The sequence below is a fragment of the Streptomyces sp. NPDC055025 genome (genome assembly GCF_053608565.1).
The window spans coordinates 15,955-41,517 of record NZ_JBSGVS010000066.1 but is presented as its reverse complement, the minus strand read 5'-3'; the positions used below and the strand labels follow the sequence as shown (position 1 = coordinate 41,517).

Sequence of the window (25,563 nt, the reverse complement as noted above, 5' to 3'; positions counted from 1 at the left end):
TACGGTCCGTCCCGTGTCCGTTCGGTATCCGTCCTGTCCCGTCCATCGGTCAGCCGCGCGCTGTTCCCGTCTCCGCGCCCGCGCCTGTCCGCGCGAGCAGTGTCCCGACGCGCCGCAGCGCCTCACGGACATTGGCCTCGGCGGTGACCTCCATCGCCTCGGGCAGGGTCATCCAGCGCAGCGGGGCGTCGGGCTTCTCGGGGCGCGCCGCGTCGGGGCGGCCGGTCGCGAGGACGAAACGCAGGTCGGCGTGTTCGTGCGCCGGTTCACCACCGCCCGCGGGCACCGGCACGATCACCACCTGGACGAGGGACTCGTCCGGGTACGGGACCAGATCGTCGAGGCCGGTCTCCTCCGCGGCCTCCCGCAGCGCGACACCGAGCGGATCGGTCTCCCCCGGGTCGCCATGGCCTCCCACCTGGAGCCAGGACCCCAGCCGTACGTGCCAGCGCATCAGCACGCGTCCGCTCCCGGGATGCACGATCAGCGCGGACGCCGTCACATGGAGCGGGATCGAGCGCAGCCAGGGGTCGGCCGCGCTCTGCGCCAGGGCACGGATACGGCTGACATCGGCGGCCTCGGCCGGGTCCTCCGTCCGGTAGCGCGACAGCACCTCGGTGATCGGTCGGCCCACGGCCCGCGTCATCACGTACTCCCCACCCGTCGACTCGTCGGTTCACCGGCGCGGCACGGCCGTCGCGCGGCACCGAGGAGACTACGGATCCCGAAGAGCGCTGTCCTCCGGGTTTCCGGGTTTCCGGGTTCTCCGCGCGGACCGGGTCGGGGCCGGGGCGGGAGGCTGGGGCCAGGGGCCGCCTGGGCCCAGGCGGGAACCCGCCGGGCCCAGAGCCATGTCCGGGTGAGGTACCTACGGCTTGCGGCCGACACCGCTCCACATCGGGATGTCGGAGACCGGCACGTCATGCGGTCCCGGCCGCCACTGCGGCAGCGACACCACACCGGGAGCCAGCAGTTCCGTACCGTCGAAGAAACGTTCCACCTGGTCATGGGTACGAGGTGTGGCGGCGGCGTGCGCGGCGGCGCGCTCGTTGTAGACACGCATCGACGCGGCGACCTCGGCGGCGTTGATGTCGGACGCCGGGTGGGAGATGACGAGATGGCTGCCGGAGGGCAGCCCGTCGACCAGCCGGCGGACGACGCCGTACGGGTCGTCGGCGTCCGGGATGTACTGGAGGATCGCCACGAGCATCAGCCCGACCGGCTCGCCGAGGTCCAGCGTGTGCTGTGCCTCGGTGAGGATGGTCTCCACATCACGGGCGTCGGCCTCGATGTAGTCGGTCCGCCCCTGGGCCGAGCCGACGAGCAGGGCGCGCGCGTGGGCCAGCACGATCCGGTCGTTGTCCACATAGACGACCCGGGAGTCCGGGGCGACGGACTGGGCGACCTCGTGGGTGTTGTCCGCGGCGGGGATGCCGGTACCGATGTCCAGGAACTGCCGGATCCCCTCCTCACCCGCGAGATGACGGACGGTCCGGCCGAGAAAGGCACGGTTGGCGCGGACCGAGGGGACGATCCCGGGGTTGGCCTCGGCAGCCAGTTCGGCGGCCTCCAGATCGGCCGGATAGTGATCCTTGCCGCCGAGCCACGCGTTGTACACACGGGCGGGATGGGCCACGCCCGAATCGAACTCCGGCGGACGCTCCATACTCATCGCAGTCACCTCTCGGCACATTCTCTCCACGCGATCTTCGCGGCAGCCCCAGCGTACGCATCGGATCGCGTCCCCGGAGCCCCTCCTGTAACTCGGGCCTCGTTTCAGCCGTTTCAGCACTCCACCGTGAGGTCGACGGGGGTCATATCGGCGCGGAAGACGATGTTCGGCCAGTAACCGTCGAGGAAGTACGTGCCGCTCGTGTCCTCGAAGGCGACCTCGAAGTCTCCGGAGCGGTAGACGACCAGATCGGTCGGGACCATGGCCGCGGCGAAGCCGAGTCTCTCCTCCTCGTCCGTCCCGTCGCCTTCGGCGCCCCACGCGTGGAGGAACTCCGTGGCCGCGCGGCGGATACGGGCGAAATCCGCGACCAGGCGGCGGGCGTGCGGAAGCAGTGCGGCGGTCTTCTCGGGTCCCGCGCGGTCGAAGCTCAACTCGATGTCGAGACCGGCCGCGTGGACCGTCCCGCCGTACTGGCCGTACTGGGTGCCGTCTCCCGTCCCGGCGTGGGCCGTTCCGCCGTCGGCCGGGATCAGATGCGTCGCGAGAAACGCCTCCTCCAGGTGTTCCTCGTAGGCGGGGTTGTGCTCACGCCCGACGAGTTTCGGACGGGCCGCGAACTGGGCCGGTGTGCCACGCACCGAACGGCCGTCCTCGCCGGTGAGCACATAGCCGTCCTGGTCGTGGCCGATGCGCAGGACCCGGAAGGAGCGCGGCAGTTCGACGAGCGAGACCATGCCGCCGCCACTCGCGCCGACGACGGCGACCGTGCCCGTCTGTCCTCCGCCGGCCGCCGGTTCGACGAGGAACACGCTGGACAGGGCCGGCGCCACACACAGCACGCCGTCCGGTCCGGCGAGGCTCCTGGCCAGGGTGTCTTCGCCGGTCAGCGCCGCCGCGAACACCTTGAGATCACGCATCCGTTCCACCCCCGGCGCGAGAATACGCCGTGCGGCACCGGGGAAGGGCCGCCCGGCCCGCGCGGTGGTACGCCCGGTGACCCGCCCGAGATCACGCGGACCACCGGGCATACCATCGGATGCTGGCATGGACATAACGTGGTGGGGATTCGCCGCACTCGCCCTGGCGGCGGCGCTCGTCGGTTTCTCGAAGACCGCGGTGAGCGGTGCGAATACGGTCAGTCTGGCCGTGTTCGCCGCCGTGCTGCCCGCGCGCGGCTCGACAGGTGTACTGCTGCCCCTGCTGATCGTCGGCGATGTGCTCGCCGTACTCACCTACCGGCGGCACGCCCACTGGCCGACCCTGTGGCGGCTGTTCCCCGCGGTCGCCGCGGGGGTCGTGGTGGGCACGGTCTTTCTGCTCCGGGCCGATGACGCCGCCGTCCGTACGTCGATCGGGGCGATCCTGCTGCTGATGGCCGGGGTCACGGTCTGGCGCCGGCGCGGCGCAACGGACGGCACGAAGGAGCCGGGCGCCACCGGGACGGCGGGCGGCACCGAGGAGCCGGGCGGTGCCGGAAGGGCAGGCCACACGGGCCGGGATACGGACCCGCCCGCCGTGCCGGACCGGCGTGGATCGTCGGCCGGACGCCTCAAGGCACGCTCGTACGGAGTGCTCGGCGGGTTCACGACGATGGTCGCCAACGCGGGCGGTCCGGTCATGTCGATGTATCTGCTCTCCGCGGGCTTCCGGAAGCTCGGCTTCCTGGGCACCTCGGCGTGGTTCTTCCTGATCGTCAACACCACGAAGGTGCCGTTCAGCGTGGGGCTCGGTCTGATCGACGCGCACTCGCTCCTGCTGGACGCCGCCCTGGTGCTCTTCGTGTTCCCCGGCGCCTATATCGGCAAGGTCTGTGTGAACCGGATCGACCAGCGGGTCTTCGAGCGCCTCGTGATCGGGGCGACCGTGCTCGGCGGACTTCAGCTGCTGCTCCGCTGAGCACGGTCGCCGCTTCGCCGGTCCGGATCGCTCCCGGGATTCCGACGCAATCACGGGACGGGCCGCAGGACTGATCCGTCGTCAGCCGGAGTTCACCCATGAGAGTGACGGTCGCGAACCCTGTGATCGGATTCGGTTACCGGGCACAACCACCCGGCCCTTTCGCGTGTCATCTCAGACGAGTGGCACAGCACGACCCATACCGGACGTGGACGCGTCCGGCGCTGTGCCGCCCTTCACCGATCGACCGCGAAACGGGGAATCCTCCATGCGTATCCGTCCCGCCCTCGCCGCACCGGCGGCAGCGGCTCTCACCCTTCTTCTCGCCGGCACCGGCGTGACGGCCGCCGTCGCCGCGCCGACGGCCCTCGCCACCTGCCGGGAGGGCTCCGTCGAGGTGACCGCCACCCGGGGCGCCACGGCCCATGTCGTCCGTATCGGCGTCACCAACAAGAGCGGGCGCGCCTGCGTCGTCGACCGCATCCCCACCATCACCTTCGGGGATCTGGACGGCGCGGCCCAGCCCGTGCCGCCGTCGGAGAGCGCCCCCTACCGGCTCGCCGCCGGGGGCTCCGCCCACGCCGCCGTGCGCACCCTCGACCCGGCCGCCGAGGAGAGCCGTACGGTCGCCTTCCTCACCGTGGCGGGCGACCCGTCGCACTACGGCGAGCGGTTCACCGCCGCGTCCCTGGGATCGCCCCGGGGAATCCGGGTCTGGGAGCCCGTCACCACCCTGTGGCAGCCCACCCGTGCCAAGGCGGACGCGGCCCTCGCCGCCGCGACGCGCTGAACACCGTGCGCCGACACCCCGCCGGGGTCCGCGCGAGGTCTCGCGGACCCCGGTGCGACCAGGCCCGGCGGGGAAGTCGCGCACGGCCTGGCAGAGTAGACCTACGGAAAGCGGTAACACGTAGTGGCGGCAGGGCCGGTGAAGTGCGGCACCAGGTGACGGACGAGGGCGGAGTGAGCGGTGTGGAGCGGGACAAAATGGAGTCACAAACGGTTGCGGGAGCCCCATGCTGGGTGACCCTCCTCTCACGTGAACTGCCCGCCGCCCAGGCCTTCTACGGCGATGTCCTCGGCTGGTCCTACCGGGCGGCGGGACTCGGGGACGACTTCTGTGTCGCCCTCTCCGAGGGAAAGCCCGTCGCGGGCATCGGGGCGCTGGCCTCCTCCCTCCAGGTCGCCGTCTCCTGGACGCCGTATTTCGCGGTGGCCGATGTGGACGAGGCCGCGGCCAGGATCAGGGAGCGGGGCGCGACCGTGGCGGTGGGCCCGCTGGCCTTCCACTCGGGCCGGGCCGCGCTGGCCATGGATCCGGACGGCGCGGCGTTCGGGATCTGGGAGGGTGCCGTGCGCTCCGACTGGACGGTGGGACGCGGCAGCGCCCCGGCCTGGCTGGAACTGCGCACCCGCGACACCAGCGACGCGGCCCGGTTCTACAGCCAGGTCCTCGGCTGGGCGCCGGAGACCGACGGCGGTCTCACCCTCGTACATGAGGACGGTGACGCGGTGCTGCGGCAGGACGAACATGTGGTCGCCAAGATCCGCGGCGGCGCCGTACAGGCCGTGCCCGATCCGCGGATCAGACCGCGCTGGCACGTCTACTTCCGGGTGCCCGAGGTGCCCGGTTCGGTCGACGCCGCGCTGAAGAGCGGAGGCGCGCTCCTCTCGCCGCCGGACCCCTCGCCGGAGCTGCGGGAGGCGACCCTGCGCGATCCGGACGGCGCCCTGTTCACGGTGACATCCGGCTGACACCGGCGGACCGGCCCTCACCGTCAGGCTGAGCCTCGGCCTCCACGCTCGGCCCCACGAGCTCCAGGAGTCTCGACCTCGGCTCGACGGTGAGGGCCGGTCCGCTCATGGGCAGGGTCATGACAACCGAATAGCCGACAGGCCGGACGTCCCGGAGGCAGCCGCCCCGCCCCGAGACGCCCGGGTCGTACCGGCTCGTGCCGGTGGTCGTACCGCGTCAGACCGGTCGCACGGGAGGCGCTCCCTCGACCTCGAAGACGACCTCGTCCTCGTAGCACCACCACCAGCTCTCACCGGGCTCGTAGGAACGGATGAGCGGATGGCCGGTCGCCTTGTGGTGCGCGGTGGCGTGCTTGTTCTTGGAGGAGTCGCAGCAGGCGATGTGCCCGCAGCTCTGGCACTCCCGCAGATGCACCCAGGTGTCCCCCAGCGCGACGCACTCGGCGCAGCTGTCCGCGCTGTCCGGGTCCACCGGTTCGACATCCGCGAGATGACTGCAGATCATCCCGCCGATCCGCTGTTCGCCGTTCTCCATAACGCCGCCGCCCGTCCGACCCCGCAGGTCCATTCGAGTCAGTCGCACCTTCACCGTACGACCGGTCCCCCACGCCCGCCAGCAGAGCGGAACCGGGAGGGGCACCGGAGCGTCTTGACACGCATCTGACAACGGAGAAGTCTGGACATTCGGCACCTGACCGGAGCCGAACGGGGTACGGGGGGCAGCACAGTGGAGCACGCACGCGCGCGTATACCGGGGCAGGCCGCGGCGGTGAGTGCCGCCCTGGCGCTCACCCTCGTACTGGCCGCCTGTGACTCGGGAGGCGCCGACGGCAGCGCCGGCACACCGTCGGTCACCACGCCTCCGCCGAGCCCGAGCCCGACACCGACCGTCGAGCCCGCCGCGTACCGCCAGTCGCTCGGCACCGCCCTCGGCCCGCTCGACAAGGCCCTGCGCGCGGTGGACCGGGCGCGGGAGGGCAGCGCGCTGAACAAGGCGCTCGGTACGGCCGCCGCCTCCGCCGAGGCCGCCGCCACGGAGCTGGACTCGGCCGAGACCCCCGACGACGCCATCAGCGGCAACATCGCTCTCGCCGCCTCGCTGCGCGGACTCGGCCAGAGCCTGGAGGAGGCGCGGGCCGACAAGGGGCGGTGCGCCACCTCGCCGCGCGTCGAACTGAACTCGGCCGACGGCCTCCAGCCCGTACGGGACGCGGGCACCACGCTCACCGGACTCGGCTATCCCGTCCATCTCAAGCTGCCGAGGACGGAGAAGCCGAAGCACCGCCGGCTCGGCAACGGCTCCTTCGTGAAGGACAGCGGGCGCGGCGGGCTGGGGCGGCTCACCATCAGGAACGGCACCGGCTCGGACGCGGTGATCTCCCTGACCCGTGGCGGGCGGACCGCCTTCACGGTGTACGTCCGCAAGAACGCCGACACGACGGTGCGCCGCGTCCGGGACGGCTCGTACACCGTGTACTTCACCTCCGGCTCGGACTGGAACTCCGGCAAGAAGTCCTTCACCCGCGATTGCAGCTTCGAGAAGTTCGACGACAAGGCGGACTTCCGTACCGTCCAGGTGTCCGGCGGCACGCAGTACACGGTGCTGACCTTCTCGCTCGCCAAGACCATCGGCGGCAACGCCACCACCAGCGAGGTGCCCGCCGACGAGTTCCCGTCCTGACTCCCGCCCCTGAATGTGAGGCTTCTCGCTCGTCAGGGCTTGTAGACCGCGCCCGGCTCGGCCCGTCCCGGTGCGAGGAGCTGAGGCACCGTCACAAAGGTGTAGCCGAGCTTCTTCAGCTTGCGGATGATGCCGGGCACGGCGGGCACGGTGCCCGCGTAGATGTCGTGCAGCAGGATGATGCCGTCGCGGTCGGCCTGGTCGAGGATACGGCGCTCGATGAGGGCGGAGTCCGTCGTGGAGTAGTCCTTGGCGGTGGCGCTCCAGAGGATCTGCGCGAGGCCGAGATCACGGCTCACCCCGGCGACCGTGTCATCGGTGCGGCCCTGCGGCGGACGCATCAGCGTGGGCTCGCGGCCGGTGATCTCCGCGATGGCGTGCTGGGTGCGGGACAACTCCTCCCGGATCCCGTCGGCGTCGAGATCGGTCAGCCGCTGGTGCGTCCAGGTGTGGTTGGCGATCTCATGGCCCTCGCGCGCCATTCGCCGTACCAGATCGGGGTGCTTGACCACATGGTTCTTGCCGAGCAGGAAGAAGGTGGCGGGCACCTTCTCCCGCTTGAATGTGTCCAGCAGCCGGGCGGTGTCCTTCCCGGGGCCCGCGTCGAAGGTGAGGGCGATGCAGCGCGCCCGCTCGCAGTCGACCGCGGCGGCCCCCGGCCGTGCCCCCTCGGCGGGACGGCTTCTGGCGTCGCGGGGCGAGGTGGCCTCGTACGGCGAACAGCCGCTCAGCGCGAGAGTCAGGGACGCGACGGCCGCCAGGACCGCCGCTGTCCGTGATCCGGACGCCGATATGTTCCATAGCATGACAAATCCCTCTTTCGACGCCCGGACTTCCCGAGCACACGCGGCATCCGGGCAGCGCTGAGCCCGTTCCGGGCGCGGGTGGGAGCCGGCGCGCGCGGAAGGCGGCGCCGGTGAACGCGGATGACCCGTGGACGGATGGACGGATGGACGAATGGACGGGGGACAGGGGGACGAGGGGTCAGGGGTACGGGTCGCGAAGGACCGGGGCGGCAGGAAGCTCCCGCGCTCGTGGGCGAGGGCGGCTCCCGGTCGCGATCCCGGGCACGGTCGCGACCCGATCCGCCGCTACACCGCGCGGATCACCGGAGAGGCCCGGGAGGTCCCGTCAGGCCTGGCGCGGGCCGGTACCGTCCGGCGGGCCGGCCGAGCCGCGAGCGTGCGGCGGTGCGTGGTTCCGTGGCCCGGGGCAGGGCATGGCCGAGTGACATGCCAAGCACTATACACACGACGTATACACGCGGTGAATAGTGGACTTCCCCACAAGATCCCTTACGCTGGCCGACCGGACAGACTGCCCTCGACCCGCGCCACGGAAACGGTGTGCGGGGGTTCCGTACGGCTTTCAACATTTGGCGTACGCGCTGCGGTCACTGGGTCTTCATCCTGCCGATCGACCATCTGACTCGCTGAGCAGTACAGGTACCGGCGAGGAGCTGCAATGGGCCACGGCCATCACCATCACCCGCATGACCACGCGCACGACCACGCGCACGACACCCCGGCCGGCAACGGTCCCCTGCCGGCGGCGCTCGACGCCAGCGTGCCGGACAGCGAGCTGTCACCGGGCCAGCTCTCGCGCCGTTCGATGCTGCGCCGCACCGGGCTGCTCGGCGCCGGCCTGGCCGGAGCGGGCGTCCTCGGCGGCGCCACGGCCGCCGCCGCCGATTCGAGCGGCTCCCCCCTGGGCAGCCGCACCAAGAGCAACGGCTTCCTGTGGCTGGCGGGCGACCACCACATCCACACGCAGTACAGCAGCGACGGCAAGTACCGCGTCATCGACCAGGTCCGCCAGGGCACGGCCCACGGCCTGGACTGGATGGTCATCACCGACCACGGCAGCGAGACGCACGCCAAGATCGGTGTGGACAAGGTCAACCCGGACATCCAGGAAGCCCGCAAGGTCTTCAAGGACCAGCTCGTCTTCCAGGGCCTGGAGTGGAACATCCCGGGCGCCGAGCACGCCACGGTCTTCGTCCACCCGGGCAGCAACGAGGTGGAGGTGCTGAAGAAGTTCGAGAACGACTACGACGGCAGCCTGCACCCCAGCTCGTCCAACGAGACCAACGAGGCGCTGGCCATCTCCGGTCTCCAGTTCCTCGCCGACCAGGTGCGCCGCCGCAAGGTCGACGACGCGCTGATGCTGGCCAACCACCCGGCCCGTAACGGCATCGACTCCCCGCACGAGATCCGCGGCTGGCGCGACGCCACCTCGTCCGACCGCCCGATCGCCATCGGCATGGAGGGCGCTCCCGGCCACCAGGCCGCCGGTCTGCCCGCCCCCAAGGGCGGCGCCCAGGCCCGTGGCTTCTACGGCAACAGCCCGAGCGCCAACTCCTTCCAGGGCTACCCGGCGGACAGCTACCGCACCTGGGGCGGCTTCGACTGGATGACCTCCACCGTCGGCGGTCTCTGGGACAGCCTGCTGGCCGAGGGCAAGCCGTGGTGGATCACCGCCAACTCGGACTCGCACCAGATCTACGCCGAGCCCTCCGTGATCGGCCCCGACGACAACTTCGCGGTCAACGGCCGGCACGCCGACCCCGTCTACGGCGATGGCCTCAGCCTCACGCAGGGTGACTACTGGCCGGGCCACTACAGCCGTACGCACGTCGGCGCGGACCGGTTCTCGTACGCGGCGGTCATGGACGGTATGCGCGCGGGCCGGATCTGGGTCGACCACGGTGGTCTGATCAGCGGTCTCGACGTCCGTGTCAAGGGCAGCAGCCGCTGGACCACGCTCGGTGGCGCGCTCCAGACCAAGCGCGGTGACGATGTCGAGCTGACCGTCGAGATCGCGCTCGCCAACGGCGCCAACTGGGCGCAGTTCGTGCCGAAGCTGGCCCGTGTCGACATCATCCAGGGCGATGTCACGGGACCGGTCCGCGACAAGGACACCTTCACCGCGCCGACCGCGAAGGTCGTCAAGTCCTTCGAGGTCAACGAGTCGACGGGCACCGTCACCCTCAAGTACAAGCTGAACAAGGTCTCCACCCCGCTGTACCTCCGGCTGCGCGGTACCGATGGCAAGCGCAGCGCGGTGGGCGTCCACGGTGCCGCGGTCGACCCGTTCGGTCCGGCGATCGACGTCGTCGGTTCCGCCGACCCGTGGCAGGACCTCTGGTTCTACTCGAACCCGATCTGGGTGCTGCCGTCCTGACACCGGTCTCCCCGGTCCTGCCGTCGAGAAGGACGGCAGGACCCGGCGGGGAACATTCCGGAACGGTCCGCCGTTGTGGAGTGTGAGGGTGTGGATGGAACTGGGTCCTCGGGCCCCATATGAGAATCGCCCATGGGGAAGATCGTTCGGCTGAAGCCCCATGGAGCACACCGCCGCGAGGCGACCGCCATCCACCCCCTTCCCGTTACGGCCCCGACCGGCGCCCCCGTCCGGTCGGGGCCTCTCCATGTCCCGGTCCGGCTCCCGGCGCCGTCCGCCGGCCCGCGGTGCGGTGCTCCCACGCCGGAGGACTGTCCGAGTCGGCTGAGAGACTTCCTGGATGACGGCAGCGGAAGAGGGGGAAGAGCGCGGCGGCTTCGAGGCGGCCACCGGCGACGGACCGGTGCCGGGCGCGGACCCACGGGCGCGGGCGGCCGAGGTCCGGGTCGCCTTCGAGGGGCTGCTCCAGATCCGGCGGCTGACCCATACGGGCCCCGGTGATCCGGCGGCCACTCCGGCGCCGTGGGAGCGGCGGCGTCCGGTGCGGGCCGTCGCGCTCGCGCTGGAGGCGGCCGGACTGGCGCCGTCGGCGGTGGACGGGACCGGGCGGCGGACCGCCACGGGGTTCCTGGTACGCCCCGGTGAGCGGCCCGCGGCCGTACGGGTGGAGTGGGCCGGCCCGCACGGCGGCGGGGCGGCCCTGGCGGAGGAGCGCGCGCTGGCCGAGTGCGCCGCCGTACTGGAACGGCTGGGCTGGGAGGCGCTGGTCTACCGGGGCCCGCGCCGACGCCGCTTCCTGGAGGCCGAGCCGATGGCCGGGCGGGCTCCCTGAGCCATGGGTACGGAGCCCGCGCTCCCCCGCTCCCCCGGCATGTCCCGTCTCCAGGAGCCCGGCACAACGGCGCGCAGGCAGCGCACAGGCGGCGCGCAAACGGCCCGCGGACGGGGATTCCGTCCGCGGGCCGCCCTGCGCTGTCGGGATGTCTGTCAGGACCCGAGGGGTCCTGTCACGGGTAGGCGACGAGATTCGCCACGTTCGTGGCCGAGTTCGACGGGCCTCCCCGGTCGTTGATGACATGCCGGATGGTCCCGGTGCCGCCGAGCGAGACCGTCACCATGTTGCGGAAGCGCACATTGGCGTTGTTGGGCACCTCGTACGCGTGCTCCGCCGTCACACCGCTGTTGACGTTGAAGAAGCAGTAGCTGCCGAGCCCGTACGCCTGATGACTGGTCACGGACGGGGCCACCTTGTAGGCGGCGTAGCCCTGGGTGGCGCCGTTCATCCAGGCCGCCTGGTTGGGCGGGTCGTAGGGCATCTCGTTCTGGTAGAAGTACGTCTTCCCGCCGTTGCCGTTCCAGATCGTCTGATGCTTCTGGTAGTGCTCGACGAACAGGCCGTACATCGTGACATCGGCACCGTTCACGACCAGACCGGTGTCCGCCGTGTTGGTGTTCCAGCCCACCCCGCTGCCGTGGTCGGCGCGCCAGATCCACATATGGTCGCCGATCACATTGCGGCTGTTGACCACCAGACTGGTGGTCGCCTTGCCGACGCCCGCGCCGCCGATACGGAAGAACACATCGTGCAGCGAAGTGGGGTTGGCCGCGTGGCTCGCGCCGGAGCCGTCGGCGCCGACCTCCATCAGCCGCTGGGAGTTGACGGGCCCGGCGTCGATGAGCAGACCGGCCACCTTCACCCCGTCCACATCGGCGACCGACACCGCGGTGATGCCGTTGTCCGGGATGAACGTCGCGAGGCCGAGCCCGAGGACGACGGTGTCGGGACGGGTGATCCTCAGGGTCTGGTTGAGGTGGTAGACCCCCGGGGTGACCAGCAGGTTCTTGCCCTGCGCCAGCGCGGCGTCCATCTCCGCGGCGCTCGCTCCCGGCTTCACGATGTAGAACTGGTCCAGCGGGAGCGACATACCCGCCGGGGCCCCGGCCGACCAGGTCGTACCGCTGGAGTTGTCACGCAGCGCCGGGACGAACACCTTGTAGGCGCCGGCCTGGTCGACGTACAGGAACGGCTTCTCGCGCACCTGCGGGGTCTGGTCGACCGTGGTGTACGGCGGGTTGGGGAAGCTGTTCGCGGGCGCGTTCCGCGCGCCGACGAACACCATGTTCCAGTTGGATCCCGTCCAGCTTCCCCACTCGGTGTTGCGGGAGAGCCACTGCTGCTGGGACCCGGACCTGACCTGGCCGTCGACCTTGGAGTCGGCCATGAAACCGCCGCTGGACCAGCCGCCGTCGTCCAGTGCCAGATTGCCGCGCACATGCATACGGCGGTACGGAGCGGCCTGGGAGACCGCCCAGCGGTCGGTGCCCGTGGTGGGTGTGACGGACAGGTTCTCGGCGCTGCGCCAGAAGTTCTGGGTGGCGTTCTGCGGCGGGAACCAGTCGGCCTCGACATGGACGGCGCCCCGGATGTTGACATCGTCCGGCGAGAGACCGAGACCGGCGACCTGGGTGTAGAAGCCGACGTTCACATCGGCGTTGTAGGTGCCCGGCTTGAAGAGGAAGGCGGCCCGCTGGGTGCCGAACTGATTGGTCTCCTGCTGCCGGAAGGTGGCGTCCACCCGGCTCTGGATCGTGGCGGCCGGCATCGAGGGATCGAAGACGACCACATTGGGGCCGAGGTCGGGGGTGCCCGGGGGCACCGGCGGATCGGCGGCCTCCAGCCGGAAGGACTGCGCGCCCGATCCGTTGCAGGTGTACTGCTGGAGCTGGACGCTGTCGGCGGTCGAGGCGCTGGGCACGTCGAGGCACTTGCCGCTGGCCCGGTTGACGAAGTGGTACGCCCCGTCGGCCTCCTCCACCGGCAGCCACTGCTGGTTGTTCCCGTCGCTGTAGGTCCAGAGCTGGATCGCCGCGCCGTCCGCGGCGGATACGTCGGTCACGTCCCAGACCTGACTGCCGGCGTTGCGGTTGCCCGCCCTGACATGGCCGCCGCTGGTGGCGGTGAGGCTCCAGTGCTGGGCGAGGCTGCCGTTGCAGGTGTACTGCTGTACGGCGGTGCCGTTGCCCGTGGCGGCGGCGCGCGCGTCGACGCACTTGCCGCTCGTCTTGTTGACGACGGTGGTCCACCCGGTGGGCAGTGCCGCCGCAGCGGCACCGCCCACCGTGACACCGCCCTCCACGGCGGTCCCCGCCGCGGCCTCCTGCTGGGGCAGGGCGACCAGCGACATACAGAGTGCTGCCACGGTCAGCAGCAGGGTGAGCGGGGACAGCCGTCGGTACGGGTGGCGGCCCGGCATGGCGCCGCCACCGTACGAGAGCGCGTTCATCTGTTCTCCTCGCCCGGCCTCAGCCGGTGTACTGAGCGAAGACGCGGGTGAAGTCCCACGCCTGCTGGCTGACACCGGAGCAGGTGTCGGCTCCGCCACCGGTGCAGGGCCGGTCGCGGTTGACCGACCAGAAGGTCAGCCGTGCGAGATGGTGCTGCTGTGCGTAGGCGAGGATGGTGCGGAAGTCCGCGACGGTCACCGTCTCGCTGTTGTCGGTGATGCCGTTCATCGACGAGATGCCGATGCTGCGGTACGTCTGGTCGTCGCTGTACCCGTACGCGTTCTTGACCGCGTTCTTCAGGCCCTCGGCGGCACGGGTGGTGAGCGTGCCCATGTTCTGGCCCGCGCCCCCGAAGTTGAACGGCATGATCGTCCAGCTGTCCACCGTCAGACCGGCGGCGGCGGCGCGGTTGATCAGGCTGCTGTCGGGGCCGTTCTGGCCGGTGCCGAAGGTGATGTACACCTTGATGCCGGGGTTGTTGGCCTTGATGGTCTTGAGCGCGTCCACGGTGCGCTGCTGGACGGTGGGGCTGTCGTACGCGGCGGCCTCGATGTCGATGTCGATGGCCTTGAGGCCGTACGCGTTGATGACCTTCTGGTACGCGGCGGCCAGCTCACCCGCGCTGGAGCAGGAGCTCTCCAGCTTGTTGCCGCTCCATCCGCCGAAGGACGGGATGATGTCGCCGCCCGCGCCGCGCACGGTGTTGATGGTCTGCTGGTCCACTCCGCCGGTCAGCGGGCGTCCGCCGTCCCACTGCGGGTTGCAGTAGCCGTTGCTGAGCACGAACGCCAGGGTGAACCACTTCACGCCGGTCGCGTTCATGACCGTGGTCGGATTCGGCGGGCTGCCCCAGCCGTTGTAGATGTACGGCGCGACCGCCATGGGTCCGCTCGGCGTGGGCGGGTTGCCGCCGCCCGAGGGCGCGGTCCACTTCTGGTTCGCGGTGCCCGTGCAGGTCCAGATCTGGAGCCGGGTGCCGTTGGCGGACGTGTTGCCCGTCACATCCATGCACTTGTTCGCCTGGGTGTTGACGATGTCGCGTGCCGCCGAGACGGACCACTTCTGATTCGGGGTGCCGGCGCAGTCCCAGAGCTGGAGCTGGGCCCCGTTGGCCGTGCTGTTGCCCGTCACGTCCAGGCACTTGCCGAGCGCGCGGATCGAGCCGTCGGAGGCGACGTCCCACTGCTGCGCGGCCGAGCCGTTGCAGTCGTAGAGCTGTACGGCCGTGCCGTTGGCGGAGCTGCCCGCCGCCACGTCCACGCACTTGCCGCCGAGGCCCGTGATCGAGCCGACCGCCGCGACGGCGGCGGTGGCCGGAGCGGGAGCGGCGATGAGCGACGCGGCGAGGGCCAGCGGGAGCGCGGCCAGCAGCACGAGGGTTCTCAGGGGCTTGATACGGCTGAGCACGCCGGCCATCAGCGGTTCACCGTCCACTTCTGGTTGGCGGTGCCGGTGCAGGTCCAGATCTGGAGCCGGGTGCCGTTGGCGGAGCTGTTGCCGGTCGCGTCCAGGCACTTGTTGGCCCCGATGTTCACGACATCGCGGGCATCGGGCAGGGCCCAGCGCTGGTTGGGGGTGCCGGCGCAGTCCCAGAGCTGGAGCTGTGCCCCGTCCGCCGTGCTGTTGCCCGTCACGTCCAGGCACTTGCCGAGCGCGCGAAGGGAACCGTCGGAGGCGACGCTCCACTGCTGCGCGGCGGAGCCGTTGCAGTCGTAGAGCTGTACGGGGGTGCCGTTGGCGGGGTTGGCGCCGGCCACGTCCACGCACTTGCCGCCGAGGCCGGTGATCGTGCCGCCGGAGCCGCCGGAGCCGCCGTCGGTGGTGCTGACCCGCACGTAGTCGACGACGAGCTGGGACGGGAACGGGGTGCTGCCGTTGGGGTCGCCGGGCCAGTAGCCGCCGACCGCCAGGTTCAGGATGATGAAGAACGGCTTGTTGAACACCCAGGCGCGGCCACCGAGATCGGCGGGGGTCCGCCGCTGGTAGACATTGCCGTCGACGCTCCAGGTGATCGCGTTGGGCGACCAGTCGATGGCGAAGGTGTGGAAGGCGTCGGCGAAGGCCTGGCCGCCCGGCAGGGTGTAGCCGGCGCCTATGCCGCCCGAGCCGGAGTAGCCGGGGCCGTGCAGGGTGCCATGGACGGTGCCGGGCTCGAAGCCGACGTTCTCCATGATGTCGATCTCACCGCTGTTGGGCCAGCCGACATTGCCGATGTCGTTGCCGAGCATCCAGAACGCGGGCCACATGCCCTGGCCGCGCGGGACCTTCAGCCGGGCCTCGACCCGTCCGTAGGTCGAGGTGAACTTGCCCGAGGTGTTCAGCCGGGCCGAGGTGTACTCGCACCGGCCGTACCAGCACTGGTAGTTGCCCGGGTTGTCCTTGCGCGCGGTGATGACCAGGTTGCCCTGGCCGTCGAGAGCGGCGTTGTTGTTGCCCGCGGTGTAGTACTGCCGCTCGTGGTTGTTGACGTTGTCGCCGGTCTCGATCTGCCACTTGCCGCCGTCGACACCCGATCCCGCGGGACCGTTGAAGTCGTCGGAGAAGGTCACGGCGGCGATCGAGGCCGCGGCCTCGGAGCGCGCCTCGGGTGCGGTGGCCGCGCCGGCGGGGGCCGCGGTCAGCAGACCGGTACAGCAGAGCAGGGCGAGCGCGGAGAGCGCCATCCGGCGTCCCAGAGGGATTCGCACAGTCATCACATCGCTTCAGTGGGGGGTCATGCGCATGACATTGCGGCCGAGGGGGAGGTCGCGCGTGAGCGCCTCGGGCGCTTATTTCAGTACTTGATTTAAGGCAGGGTACGAGGGGCCGTCAAGAAGCTGGTATGGACCAAAGTTGACCAGATTCATGGCCGCCGCACATACATATGAACCCAGACCCTCCACAACCGGGCGCCGGGTGGCCGACCTCACGGTTGACTTGACCTGCACATGACCGACACTGTGTGTTCACACGGGCCCACGGCTCCTGTGGAAGGCTCCCGCTCGACCACGACCTCACGACCACCGCGGCGCCCGCCACCACCCTGTGGCCGTGCGCCGTGGCGGTCCCCCCCGCCGGAGAGGACGGCTTCCCCATGCCCCGTCGCCAACGTCCCATCGGACGCCTGCTGCTGGCTCTCGGCGCCGCCACCGCGGTGCTCGCCACCACCGCGGCCGCCGCACCCGCCGCACCGCCGTCCACAAACGTGATCTCCGCCCCTGGTGCGGGCTCGGCCGGCGCGGTGGCCGCGCTCGACGACACGTACTACCAGGGGGCGCTCGGCAAGACCGGATCCGCCCTGAAGTCGGCCCTGCACACGATCATCAAGAACCAGACGAAGATCTCGTACGCACAGGTCTGGGACGCGCTCAAGAACACCGACCAGGATCCCGCGAACAGCTCGAACGTGATCCTGCTGTACAGCGGCCGTTCGCAGTCGAAGTCGAGCAACGGCGGCAACTCGGGCCAGTGGAACCGCGAGCACGTCTGGGCGCAGTCCCACGGGAACTTCGGCACCGCGGCCGGACCCGGCACCGACCTCCACCATCTGCGCCCGGAGGATGTCGGCGTCAACGGTGTGCGCGGCAACAAGGACTTCGACCGGGGCGGCAGCGCGGTCTCCGGCGCGCCGGGCAACTACACGGACTCCGACTCCTACGAACCGCGCAACGCGGTCAAGGGCGATGTCGCCCGGATGATCCTCTATATGGCCGTACGGTACGAGGGCGACGACTCCTGGCCCAACCTCGAACCCAACGAGCGTGTCAACAACGGCTCCACGCCCGCGATCGGGAAGCTGTCCGTACTGAAGGCGTGGAGCGACCAGGACCCGCCGGACACCTTCGAGAAGCGCCGCAACGAGGTCATATACAGCCAGTACCAGAACAACCGGAACCCGTTCATCGACCACCCCGAATGGGTCGAGGCCATCTGGTGAGCGCGGCGCGGCACGCCCGTACCTGATCACCGCCGGTGCCAGACTGTGCCGCGTTAACTCCAAGCGCCCCCATCGGGGAATGCTGGCCCTGGCCCCCGGGAACGCGCTTCCCCCGGGGGCTTCGGCTTGCCCGGGGCAAGGAGCCGCGGCCTCCGCCCGTCCGGCGGACCGCCCCTGGACATGTGTCTATACTTCCTGGACACATGTCCATTCTTTGTTCCGAGTACGGGGGACCCGCGTCATGCGGACAGTCGCGCACATCCTGGTCGCTCTGGTGGCCGCCTTCCATGTCTATGTCATGGTCCTGGAGATGTTCCTGTGGGAGCGCAAGCAGGGGCGCGGCCTCTCCGGGTTCGACGCCGAACTGGCCCGCGCGACCGCGCCGCTCGCCGCCAACCAGGGGCTCTACAACGGCTTTCTGGCCGCCGGGCTGTTCTGGGGGCTGATCGCCGACGACCCGACCGGGTACCGGGTCCGGATATTCTTCCTGGTCTGTGTGGCCGTCGCCGGGGTGTACGGCGGGATCACCGCGAACCGGCGCATCCTGTCCGTCCAGGCGCTGCCCGGCGCGATCGCCCTGGCCGCGGTCCTGGTGGCGGGATGACCGGATCACCGCCCGCGTCGTCCTCCGGATCACCGCCCGGCGCACCTCCCCCGACGGCTCGCGGCGAGGGCGCGGGCGCGGCTGATCCCCGTACGGCCAGGACCCGCGCCAGACTGCGGCGGGCGCTGCTCGACGAGTGCGCGGAACGGCCGCTCGAAGAGGTCGGTGTCGCCGCCCTGGTGCGCCGGGCCGGGATGGGACGGGCCACGTTCTATCTGCACTACCCGGATCTCCAGGCGCTGGCCGTGGACGCGTGCGCGGAGGTGGTACGGGACGCGGTGGACGCCCTGCACGCCTGGCGGGGCGCCCCGGATCCGCGCGTTCCGCCGCCGCCCCTCGTCCCGTTCTTCGCCGCCCTCACCCCGCACGCCGCGCTCTACCGGACGCTGCTGCGACCGGGAGGCGGCGGCCCGCTGGGGGAACTGCTCCACCGCGAGCTGCGGGAACGCAGCCGCGCCGAGCGGGCGCTGGCCGGGGCACCCGCCCCCGAGCTGATCGCCTCGGCGGTGGCCGCCACCTTCACCGGGGTGCTGGCGGACTGGCTGCACGGTCTGATCGAGGACTCCCCCGAGGGCATCGCGACCCGCGTCTGGCGGCTGCTGGTGGCGCTCCACCGGCTTCCCGCCGGCTGAGAGGGAACATGCCGTACCCATGCTCCGCAGAGCCCGCGGCATATGCCGGAAGCAACACTGGATCGAGTGTTGCCAAACGCCTTACGACCCCCGGGTGCCTGTGCGACAGTTCATAACAGTCCATCAGCTGGACCAGACAGTGCCGCGCCGTATCGGAGTACGAGATGACGTCCCCTCTGTTCGCGGACCGTCCTGCCCCGCAGCCTCCCGAGCGCGGGACGGTGGAAGCGCTCATCACCCAGACCCGCCGGCTGCGCGGAGAGGTGGACGCCGTGCGCCGGGACACCGAGGCGGACGACGACGACACGCTCTGGCGCTGGCAGCGGGCGCTCTGCGATCTGGCCGTGCATCAACTGGACGATCTCGGCGCGCACTTGGAGGAACTGAAGGCCGGCAGGCCGGACGGTCCCGCTGCGGAGGAGCCGGCGCGGGGGCAGCACCGCGCTCCCCGCCACGGGCGGGGAATCCAGGACGGCGCCGCCCCGGCGCGGGGGCGGATCGGCAGCGCGGAGTGGAATCTCCTCACCGACGAGGTGAACTGGTCGGACGAACTGTTCGAGATCTTCGGCCGCCCGCCGGAGAGCGGACCGCTGTCGCTGGACGAGCTGCCCTCCCTGGTGTTCGCGGACGACCAGACGGTGCTCACCGCGATGGTGACGGGCTGTCTGATCGACGGGAGGCCCATGGACGGCGAGTTCCGTATCGTCAGGCCCGACGGCCGGGTGCGTACGGTGCGTATGACGGGTGAGCCGGTCCTCGACACCGACGGCTGCACCGCCTCCATGTGGGCGGTCGTGCGTGACATCAGCGAACTGCGCCGCAGCGAACGGGCGGTGCGCGACTCACGGGACTCGCTCCACCGCGAACATCACATCGCGCAGACCGAGCGACGGCTCGTGGTCGAGTTGCAGGAGGCCGTTCTGCCGTCCTGGCGCGGCTCGTCACGGCCCGCCGCCCGGAGCGGACCCGCCGCGCTCGACGTGGCCGCACGCCATCTCCCGTCCGCGGCCGGTCCGTCGGCCTGCCGGGACTGGTACGACGCCCTCGAACTGCCCGACGGAGACACCCTGCTGACCGTCGGCGAGCTGACCGGTCAGGACATGGCCGCCGCCTCCTCCATGGCGATGACGCTGGGGGCGCTGCGCGGTATGGCCGTGGCGGGCATCGAGCCCGGTGCCCTGCTGGGCCACCTCAATCAGCTCCTCGACACCTCCGAGCGGCCCGCGCTGGGCAGCGTGCTCTGCTCCCGCTACAACCCGAGGACCCGGACCTTCGCGTGGGCGCAGGCAGGACACCCCGCCCCGCTGCTGTTCCGCGACGGGACGGGGCGTGTGCTGACTCCGCCGGACGGCGTGCTGCTCGGGGCGACCTCGGGGGCCGCGTACGAGCAGGCAGACATCCGGCTCCGTCCCGGAGACCTGCTGGTGCTGTACACCGACGGGCTGACCCGTGACGGTGACACCACCGGGGCGGACCGGGACCGGCTCCTGGCACTGGCGCCCCGGCTCGCCGGGACCCGTACCGCGCAGGAGTGTGCCAGGGCGGTCGTCGAGGAGCTCGGCACGTCCGAACGCACCGACGACGCCTGTGTGATGGCCGCCAGGGTCGGCGGCTGAGGCTGAGGTGAGGTGACCAGGGACGGCTGTCAGATGTCGGCGCTCCCCGCCTTCTTGACGGGCGTCTTGGGCAGGGCCGACTGGATCTCGTGGCGCAGATCCTTGATCTTCCCGTGGCCCGCGTACTGGCCGGTGAGCCGGTACATCTCCCGCAGCCGGTCCCAGGTGCGGTGCGACGAGGTCTCCCCCATCGACACCAGCGCGAGACGCGCGTACCGGTCCGCCTGCTCCGGGTCGTCCGCGATGAAGCAGGCGGACGCCAGCGAGATGTAGTCGAAGATCTGGGACCGCTGACGGCCACCGCCCCGTAGCTCCAGCGCCTTCTTGGCATGGCTCTGCGCGACGCTCGCCGCCGCCGGTTCATGGTCGGCGAGGGTACGGAAGGCCAGCGCCTCCATCCCGTGGAGATCGGCCTCGTCGAACATCTGCATCCAGCAAGGCGGCGGCACGTCTCCCTTGTCCGAGACGAAGAGTTCCTCCGCCTCGCCGAGCGTTCTGCGCATGGCCTGGCCACGGCCCATGGACGCCTGCGCCCAGGCCTCGATGGTGCGCAGCATGGCGCGGGTACGGGGCAGAGCCTCCTCGCCGGAGCCGGACTTGGCGAGCTTCATCAGATCGAGTGCCTCGTCGGGCCGGCCGAGGTGGACCATCTGCCGGGCGGCTCTGGACAGGGCCTCACCGGCACGGGGCCGGTCACCGCCCTCGCGTGCCGCGTGGGTGGCGATGACGAAGTACTTCTGGGCCGTGGGTTCGAGGCCGACATCGTGGGACATCCACCCGGCGAGTACGGCGAGATTGGCCGCGACGCCCCACAGGCGCCGCTGGAGATGGTCGGGGTGGCGGTAGGCGAGCATGCCGCCCACTTCGTTGAGCTGGCCCACCACCGCCTTGCGCTGGAGCCCGCCGCCACGGGCGGCGTCCCAGGCGCGGAACACTTCGACGGAGTGCTCCAGCGCGTCGATCTCCTGTGACCCGATGGGGGCGGCCTCGTAGCGGTCGAACCCAGCGGGGTCGGCGTGCAGGGGATCGTCGAGCCGGGGGGCGTCCGACGAGAGTGCGGGGTCGGAGTGCAGCCAGTCGTGCATGGCGCTGGTGAGAGCGGAGCCTGCGGTGAGCGCGGCACCCGCGCCCACCAAGCCGCGACGGTTGAGCATGAGGTCCATTCCCGTGAATTCGGTGAGGACCGCTGCCGTCCGGTCGGGCGCCCACGGCAGACCGTCGGGGTTGTCAGCCTTCCCGGCGTTCCGTCGTTTCCCCGCGCGCCCGTTCCGTACGAACCCGAGGTCCTCGATGGTCACGACACGACCGAGCCGCTCGGTGAACAGGGCTGCCAGCACTCTCGGCACGGGATCGCGCGGGGTCTCCCCCATGTCGATCCAGCGCCTCACCCGCGAGGTGTCGGTGGCGAGCTGGAGGTGGCCCATGACCGCCGCCTGCCGGTTCACCAACCGCGCGAGTTCGCCCTTGGACCAGCCGGCCAGGCCGAACAGATCCGACAGACGGGTGTTGGGTTCCCCGCTCACGTCAAGCCCCCAGGTTCTCGGCTGACTTGACAGTAGCCCTCCGGCAGATGCGTGGCGACTATTCGCCAGGGTTCGCCAGGGTGCGCCAGATGGTGTGCCACCCGCGTTCGGGTGTCGGGTAGGAAAGCGCCACCCCGCCCCGGCGGCAGGACGTACTCCCCAGGGTGCCGAAGGGCCGCCGGGGCGGGACGGCGCACGCAACTCGTCGGCACACGAAGGGATCTGTATCGCCCATGTACACAGCATCGGCCTCCGTGTCCGCCCCGCCCCGGTCGCAGCGTACGGTCGTGTCCGGGAGCGGACCGTATCTCGACCCCACCCATGTCGGGCGGACTCGGATCAGGACGGGGGCCGTCACCCAACCGCTCAGCGGGAGACTCGACTTGTCCGGCCCCCAGGGCGCGCAGTTGCGGATGGCCATCGCATCGGTGCACCGGATCTGTCCGGAGTTCAAGCCGGTACAGGTACTGCGCCGCAGCGGCCGCTCCGTACTGCTCGTCGGAACCACCGGGCGCACCACCGCGGTCGCCAAGTGCCTACTGGACCACTCGCCGGTATGGACCGAACGGTTCCGGCACGAAATAGCCGCTTACCGTTCCTTCGTACGGCACCGGCCACCGGTGCGGGTGCCCCGGCTCGTCGCGGCGGACCCGGACAACTGCACCCTGGTGATCGAGCGGATGCCCGGCCGGGCCGCGGCGCTCACCCGCCATCCGGCGGAGGCGCCGCCGAGGGCGGATGTACGGGCCGCGCTCGGCGCGATCGCCCGGATCAACGCCTGGCGACCGTCGGCCGGACTCTTCGACGCGCCTCTCGACTACGCGTCACGGATCGCCCGTTACCACGAACTGGGGCTGTTCACCGACCGCGATCTGGGGGACCTCCAGAAGCTGCTGCACGGTCTGGCGGCCGGCCGGCAGGGCATGGGCCAGTTCTGCCACGGTGACGCCCTGCTCTCCAACATCCTGCTGTCACCCGCGGGCCCGGTGCTCGTCGACTGGGAACACGCGGGCTGGTATCTGCCCGGATACGATCTGGCGACGCTGTGGGCGGTGCTCGGTGACGCTCCCGCGGCACGCCGCCAGATCAGCCAGCTCGCCCAGGTCAGGGGCCCCGCCGAGCGGGACGCGTTCCTGGTCAATCTGATGCTCGTACTGACCCGGGAGATCCGGATGTACGAGACGGCGGTGCAGCGCGCGATGCACGATTCGCCGGAGTCCGGCGCGGGCCCGGCCTCGTCGCCGTCCGCTCCGGGAGCCTCCGCCTCCGCGCGGAGCGGTCCGTCCACCGGCGAGGAGCAGCGGCTGCTGCTGCGCCGGCTGCACGACGACTGCGCGATGGCGCGGCGGGCGGTGCGCGCCGCGGTCGGCACCCGCTGACCCGTTCCACCGACCGGAGGAAGAGAACCACGTCGCGTGCCCCGTGCCGGCGCACGGGGCGCGTGGTGCGCCGACGCGTGTCTGCACGGGACGGCGCCGCTCCCCGACGCCCGCCGCACTCCGCCCGCCGGGCCGTGAACCGCCCCCGGGACGGCGGGCCTTGTTCTTTCATTGGTTCACTCCACTGACGCGCCGCAGGCGGGGACACCACCGTCGCGAAACTCCACGAAACCCGCGCTGACGTGGGAAATCGCCCCTGTGGCGGATGATTGACGGATCGTCCGGGAGCCGATACCTCTGTAGTCGGCCCCGCCCGGCAGACCCCTCGCGTATCACCCGTCACTGGAGGCTGCGTTGCAAGGTTCCGTCCCCCCACATCCGAGAGCCCGTCGTGGGCGTGCGCTGAGGGCGGGGGGCGCCGTGGCATCCGCCGCCCTGCTGCTGCCCCTGGTCTCGGCCGCGCCCTCCGCCACCGCGGAACAACCCCGCGCCGATACGCTCCAGCAGGAGTTCGCCGAGGCCTCCGAGCACTACGGGGTGCCGCAGAGCGTGCTGCTCGGGGTCGCGTATCTCCAGTCGCGCTGGGACGCGCACAGCGGGGCTCCCAGCGTCACCGGCGGCTACGGTCCGATGCATCTGACCGACGCCAGGGCCGCGCTCGCCGGCACACAGCACCACTCGGAGGGCGCGGAGGACGCGCGCGGTGACACCTCCCGTCCGGCACGGACGGCCGGGACGGTACGGTCCGCCGCGCCGACGGCACTGCCCAGGATGTCCGAACTGCCCGCGCGGCTGCGCACCCTGGACCGCGCCGCCTCCCTGACCGGGCTGTCCGCCGAGGAGCTGCGGGAGAGCCCGGCCGCCAATGTCCGGGGCGGCGCGGCGCTGCTGGCCGCGGCCCAGCGGGACCTGGGCGAGCCGCTGAGCGGCGATCCCGCCGACTGGTACGGCGCGGTCGCCCGCTTCTCCGGAGCGGACGACTCGGCGACCGCCACGGCCTACGCCGACGATGTGTACGCGGTGATCAGGGGCGGCGAGCGCCGTACGACGGACAGCGGCCAGCGGGTGGCGCTGCGCGCGGTCCCGGCGGTCTCGCCCGACACCTCGCAGACCGCGCGGCTCGGACTGCGTACGGTACCGACGGAGCGGACGGAGTGTCCGAGCACGGTCGCCTGCGAGTGGCTCCCGGCGGCGTACGCGGAGTTCGGCGACAAGGACTACGGCAACCACGACAAGGCCGACCGTCCGGTGTCCCAGTCGATCGACTACATCGTCATCCATGACACCGAGGGCTCCTGGGACACCACACTCAAGCTCATCAAGAACCCGGACTATGTGTCGTGGAACTACACACTGCGCTCGTCCGACGGGCATGTCGCCCAGCATGTGGCGACCAAGGACGTGGCCTGGCACGCCGGCAACTGGTACATCAACGCCAAGTCGGTGGGGCTGGAGCACGAGGGCTTTCTCGCCGCGCCGGACGCCTGGTACACGGAGTCGATGTACCGCACCTCGGCACGGCTGGTGAGGTATCTGGCGGAGAGGTTCGACGTCCCGCTGAACCGGCAGCACATCCTGGGTCATGACACCGTGCCGGGCACGACCACCCCGCTGATCCCCGACATGCACACGGACCCCGGCCCCTACTGGGACTGGGCGCACTACTTCCAGCTGCTCGGCAAGCCGTTCGAGGCGACCGCGGGCGCGAACGCCGATGTGGTGACGATCCGGCCCGACTACGCGTCGAACAGGCCGGTCTACACCGGATGCGAGCAGCCGGGCGAGGCCTGTGCCCCGCACGGCTCGGGCGCCGTGCGGCTGCACACCGCGCCGGACGAGGGCGCCGCGCTGGTGAAGGACATCGGGCTGCGCCCCGGCGGCGAGGACACCACCACCGATGTCAACGATCTGGGGGCCCGTGCCACGACCGGCCAGCAGTACGCGGTCGCCGGGCGCCAGGGCGACTGGACGGCGATCTGGTACCTCGGCCAGAAGGCCTGGTTCCACAATCCGCGTACGCGGCCGACGGCGGTGGGCGCCAAGGCCCCGGTGCTGACGCCGAAGGCCGGGGTGGCCGAGGTGCCGGTGTACGGGCGGGCCTATCCGGAGGCTTCGGCGTATCCGGCGGAGGTGCCGGTCCAGACCGTCTCCGCGCTGCCGTACAAGGTGCTCGCGGGACAGCGGTATGTCGTGGGTGACAGCGCGCCGGGCGAGTACTACTACGCGCCGGCGTTCGACACCACCGGGCACCGGGTGGTGCGCGGCCAGGAGAGGTACTACGAGATCCAGTACGGACACCGGGTCGGCTATGTGAAGGCGTCCGACGTGGAGGTGCTGCCCGTGCGCCGCTGACCCGGCGTACAGGACGGGGGACACGGCGGGGTTCATAGGCCACCGCGGGGCCGAGGTAACCCGCCC

Annotated in this window: 21 protein-coding genes; 12 read left to right on the top strand and 9 right to left on the bottom strand. The window is 70.9% G+C overall.

Going from position 1 to position 25,563, the window contains the following annotated elements:
- Nucleotides 1–49: 49 nt before the first annotated feature.
- The 3 genes from ACWGDX_RS31880 to ACWGDX_RS31870 form a co-directional block, all read right to left on the bottom strand.
- Nucleotides 50–646: an NUDIX hydrolase gene (locus ACWGDX_RS31880; RefSeq protein ID WP_453631206.1), complete on the bottom strand. Its 597-nt coding sequence runs from the start codon at nt 644–646 to the stop codon at nt 50–52.
- Nucleotides 647–868: 222 nt separating this feature from the next.
- Nucleotides 869–1,672: an SAM-dependent methyltransferase gene (locus ACWGDX_RS31875; RefSeq protein WP_453631204.1), complete on the bottom strand. Its 804-nt coding sequence runs from the start codon at nt 1,670–1,672 to the stop codon at nt 869–871.
- Between the two features lie 113 nt (nt 1,673–1,785).
- Entirely contained in the window at nt 1,786–2,721 is a 936-nt protein-coding gene (locus ACWGDX_RS31870) for a hypothetical protein (protein WP_453631202.1), read from the bottom strand.
- On the opposite strand from ACWGDX_RS31870, the gene ACWGDX_RS31865 reads away from it, so the two are divergent.
- The 3 genes from ACWGDX_RS31865 (at nt 2,720) to ACWGDX_RS31855 (ending at nt 5,326) form a co-directional block, all read left to right on the top strand.
- On the top strand, nt 2,720–3,571 hold the full coding sequence (locus tag ACWGDX_RS31865) for a sulfite exporter TauE/SafE family protein (protein ID WP_453631201.1): 852 nt from the start codon (nt 2,720–2,722) through the stop codon (nt 3,569–3,571). The two genes, ACWGDX_RS31870 and ACWGDX_RS31865, sit on opposite strands and share 2 nt — an antisense overlap.
- Nucleotides 3,572–3,839: 268 nt before the next feature.
- Nucleotides 3,840–4,361, top strand: coding sequence for a DUF4232 domain-containing protein (locus ACWGDX_RS31860; RefSeq protein WP_453631199.1), 522 nt, complete (start codon nt 3,840–3,842; stop codon nt 4,359–4,361).
- A 197-nt stretch (nt 4,362–4,558) separates the two neighbouring features.
- A complete protein-coding gene (locus tag ACWGDX_RS31855) occupies nt 4,559–5,326 on the top strand; it encodes a VOC family protein (protein ID WP_453631197.1) in 768 nt (255 codons plus the stop codon).
- A 217-nt stretch (nt 5,327–5,543) separates the two neighbouring features.
- Here ACWGDX_RS31855 and ACWGDX_RS31850 read toward each other — a convergent pair whose 3' ends face one another.
- Nucleotides 5,544–5,894 (bottom strand): UBP-type zinc finger domain-containing protein, encoded by a 351-nt coding sequence (locus ACWGDX_RS31850; RefSeq protein WP_453631195.1) that lies wholly within the window; start codon nt 5,892–5,894, stop codon nt 5,544–5,546.
- 201 nt (nt 5,895–6,095) lie between these two features.
- Here ACWGDX_RS31850 and ACWGDX_RS31845 point away from each other — a divergent pair, with 201 nt between their 5' ends.
- A complete protein-coding gene (locus ACWGDX_RS31845; protein ID WP_453631194.1) occupies nt 6,096–7,007 on the top strand; it encodes a hypothetical protein in 912 nt (303 codons plus the stop codon).
- A gap of 32 nt (nt 7,008–7,039) precedes the next feature.
- Here the strand turns inward: ACWGDX_RS31845 and ACWGDX_RS31840 are convergent, their stop codons facing one another.
- Nucleotides 7,040–7,813 carry a polysaccharide deacetylase family protein gene (locus tag ACWGDX_RS31840; RefSeq protein ID WP_453631193.1) on the bottom strand — a complete coding sequence of 258 codons (774 nt, stop codon included), beginning with the start codon at nt 7,811–7,813 and terminating at the stop codon, nt 7,040–7,042.
- A 658-nt stretch (nt 7,814–8,471) separates the two neighbouring features.
- Between ACWGDX_RS31840 and ACWGDX_RS31835 the strand changes: the two genes are divergently transcribed.
- Nucleotides 8,472–10,190 (top strand): PHP domain-containing protein, encoded by a 1,719-nt coding sequence (locus ACWGDX_RS31835; protein ID WP_453631191.1) that lies wholly within the window; start codon nt 8,472–8,474, stop codon nt 10,188–10,190.
- Nucleotides 10,191–10,530: 340 nt separating this feature from the next.
- A complete protein-coding gene (locus ACWGDX_RS31830; RefSeq protein WP_453631190.1) occupies nt 10,531–11,022 on the top strand; it encodes a hypothetical protein in 492 nt (163 codons plus the stop codon).
- Nucleotides 11,023–11,197: 175 nt separating this feature from the next.
- Here ACWGDX_RS31830 and ACWGDX_RS31825 read toward each other — a convergent pair whose 3' ends face one another.
- The 3 genes from ACWGDX_RS31825 to ACWGDX_RS31815 form a co-directional block, all read right to left on the bottom strand.
- Entirely contained in the window at nt 11,198–13,375 is a 2,178-nt protein-coding gene (locus tag ACWGDX_RS31825) for an RICIN domain-containing protein (protein WP_453631224.1), read from the bottom strand.
- Between the two features lie 118 nt (nt 13,376–13,493).
- The gene (locus ACWGDX_RS31820; RefSeq protein ID WP_453631189.1) at nt 13,494–14,891 is read right to left on the bottom strand and encodes a ricin-type beta-trefoil lectin domain protein; all 1,398 of its coding nucleotides are present in this window, start codon (nt 14,889–14,891) and stop codon (nt 13,494–13,496) included.
- Entirely contained in the window at nt 14,891–16,162 is a 1,272-nt protein-coding gene (locus ACWGDX_RS31815) for a ricin-type beta-trefoil lectin domain protein (RefSeq protein WP_453631222.1), read from the bottom strand. The genes ACWGDX_RS31820 and ACWGDX_RS31815 overlap by 1 nt, the downstream gene beginning before the upstream one ends.
- A gap of 386 nt (nt 16,163–16,548) precedes the next feature.
- On the opposite strand from ACWGDX_RS31815, the gene ACWGDX_RS31810 reads away from it, so the two are divergent.
- The 4 genes from ACWGDX_RS31810 (at nt 16,549) to ACWGDX_RS31795 (ending at nt 20,243) form a co-directional block, all read left to right on the top strand.
- Nucleotides 16,549–17,391, top strand: coding sequence for an endonuclease I family protein (locus ACWGDX_RS31810; RefSeq protein WP_453631187.1), 843 nt, complete (start codon nt 16,549–16,551; stop codon nt 17,389–17,391).
- Nucleotides 17,392–17,632: 241 nt separating this feature from the next.
- Entirely contained in the window at nt 17,633–17,995 is a 363-nt protein-coding gene (locus tag ACWGDX_RS31805) for a DUF1304 domain-containing protein (protein ID WP_453631185.1), read from the top strand.
- Nucleotides 17,992–18,627, top strand: coding sequence for a TetR family transcriptional regulator (locus ACWGDX_RS31800; RefSeq protein WP_453631183.1), 636 nt, complete (start codon nt 17,992–17,994; stop codon nt 18,625–18,627). The genes ACWGDX_RS31805 and ACWGDX_RS31800 overlap by 4 nt, the downstream gene beginning before the upstream one ends.
- Nucleotides 18,628–18,791: 164 nt before the next feature.
- A complete protein-coding gene (locus ACWGDX_RS31795; protein ID WP_453631182.1) occupies nt 18,792–20,243 on the top strand; it encodes a PP2C family protein-serine/threonine phosphatase in 1,452 nt (483 codons plus the stop codon).
- A 29-nt stretch (nt 20,244–20,272) separates the two neighbouring features.
- On the opposite strand, the gene ACWGDX_RS31790 is transcribed toward ACWGDX_RS31795, so the two are convergent.
- Nucleotides 20,273–21,766 (bottom strand): DNA-binding protein NsdB, encoded by a 1,494-nt coding sequence (locus ACWGDX_RS31790; protein WP_453631180.1) that lies wholly within the window; start codon nt 21,764–21,766, stop codon nt 20,273–20,275.
- A gap of 233 nt (nt 21,767–21,999) precedes the next feature.
- Here ACWGDX_RS31790 and ACWGDX_RS31785 point away from each other — a divergent pair, with 233 nt between their 5' ends.
- Both ACWGDX_RS31785 and ACWGDX_RS31780 read left to right on the top strand, forming a co-directional pair.
- A complete protein-coding gene (locus ACWGDX_RS31785; protein WP_453631178.1) occupies nt 22,000–23,145 on the top strand; it encodes an aminoglycoside phosphotransferase family protein in 1,146 nt (381 codons plus the stop codon).
- Nucleotides 23,146–23,499: 354 nt separating this feature from the next.
- The gene (locus ACWGDX_RS31780; RefSeq protein WP_453631176.1) at nt 23,500–25,497 is read left to right on the top strand and encodes an N-acetylmuramoyl-L-alanine amidase; all 1,998 of its coding nucleotides are present in this window, start codon (nt 23,500–23,502) and stop codon (nt 25,495–25,497) included.
- The last annotated feature ends 66 nt before the right edge of the window (nt 25,498–25,563 follow it).

Excerpts from the sequence above, each read along its gene's own strand:
- ACWGDX_RS31865 (WP_453631201.1), top strand. The coding sequence starts at position 2,720 with ATGGACATAACGTGGTGGGGATTCGCCGCACTCGCCCTGGCGGCGGCG.
- ACWGDX_RS31840 (WP_453631193.1), bottom strand. The coding sequence starts at position 7,813 with ATGCTATGGAACATATCGGCGTCCGGATCACGGACAGCGGCGGTCCTG.
- ACWGDX_RS31825 (WP_453631224.1), bottom strand. The coding sequence starts at position 13,375 with ATGTCGCTGGTCGCCCTGCCCCAGCAGGAGGCCGCGGCGGGGACCGCC.
- ACWGDX_RS31795 (WP_453631182.1), top strand. The coding sequence starts at position 18,792 with ATGACGTCCCCTCTGTTCGCGGACCGTCCTGCCCCGCAGCCTCCCGAG.
- ACWGDX_RS31880 (WP_453631206.1), bottom strand. The coding sequence starts at position 646 with ATGACGCGGGCCGTGGGCCGACCGATCACCGAGGTGCTGTCGCGCTAC.
- ACWGDX_RS31835 (WP_453631191.1), top strand. The coding sequence starts at position 8,472 with ATGGGCCACGGCCATCACCATCACCCGCATGACCACGCGCACGACCAC.
- ACWGDX_RS31800 (WP_453631183.1), top strand. The coding sequence starts at position 17,992 with ATGACCGGATCACCGCCCGCGTCGTCCTCCGGATCACCGCCCGGCGCA.
- ACWGDX_RS31785 (WP_453631178.1), top strand. The coding sequence starts at position 22,000 with ATGTACACAGCATCGGCCTCCGTGTCCGCCCCGCCCCGGTCGCAGCGT.
- ACWGDX_RS31855 (WP_453631197.1), top strand. The coding sequence starts at position 4,559 with ATGGAGTCACAAACGGTTGCGGGAGCCCCATGCTGGGTGACCCTCCTC.
- ACWGDX_RS31830 (WP_453631190.1), top strand. The coding sequence starts at position 10,531 with ATGACGGCAGCGGAAGAGGGGGAAGAGCGCGGCGGCTTCGAGGCGGCC.
- ACWGDX_RS31875 (WP_453631204.1), bottom strand. The coding sequence starts at position 1,672 with ATGAGTATGGAGCGTCCGCCGGAGTTCGATTCGGGCGTGGCCCATCCC.
- ACWGDX_RS31810 (WP_453631187.1), top strand. The coding sequence starts at position 16,549 with ATGCCCCGTCGCCAACGTCCCATCGGACGCCTGCTGCTGGCTCTCGGC.
- ACWGDX_RS31870 (WP_453631202.1), bottom strand. The coding sequence starts at position 2,721 with ATGCCAGCATCCGATGGTATGCCCGGTGGTCCGCGTGATCTCGGGCGG.
- ACWGDX_RS31860 (WP_453631199.1), top strand. The coding sequence starts at position 3,840 with ATGCGTATCCGTCCCGCCCTCGCCGCACCGGCGGCAGCGGCTCTCACC.
- ACWGDX_RS31805 (WP_453631185.1), top strand. The coding sequence starts at position 17,633 with ATGCGGACAGTCGCGCACATCCTGGTCGCTCTGGTGGCCGCCTTCCAT.
- ACWGDX_RS31820 (WP_453631189.1), bottom strand. The coding sequence starts at position 14,891 with ATGGCCGGCGTGCTCAGCCGTATCAAGCCCCTGAGAACCCTCGTGCTG.
- ACWGDX_RS31850 (WP_453631195.1), bottom strand. The coding sequence starts at position 5,894 with ATGGACCTGCGGGGTCGGACGGGCGGCGGCGTTATGGAGAACGGCGAA.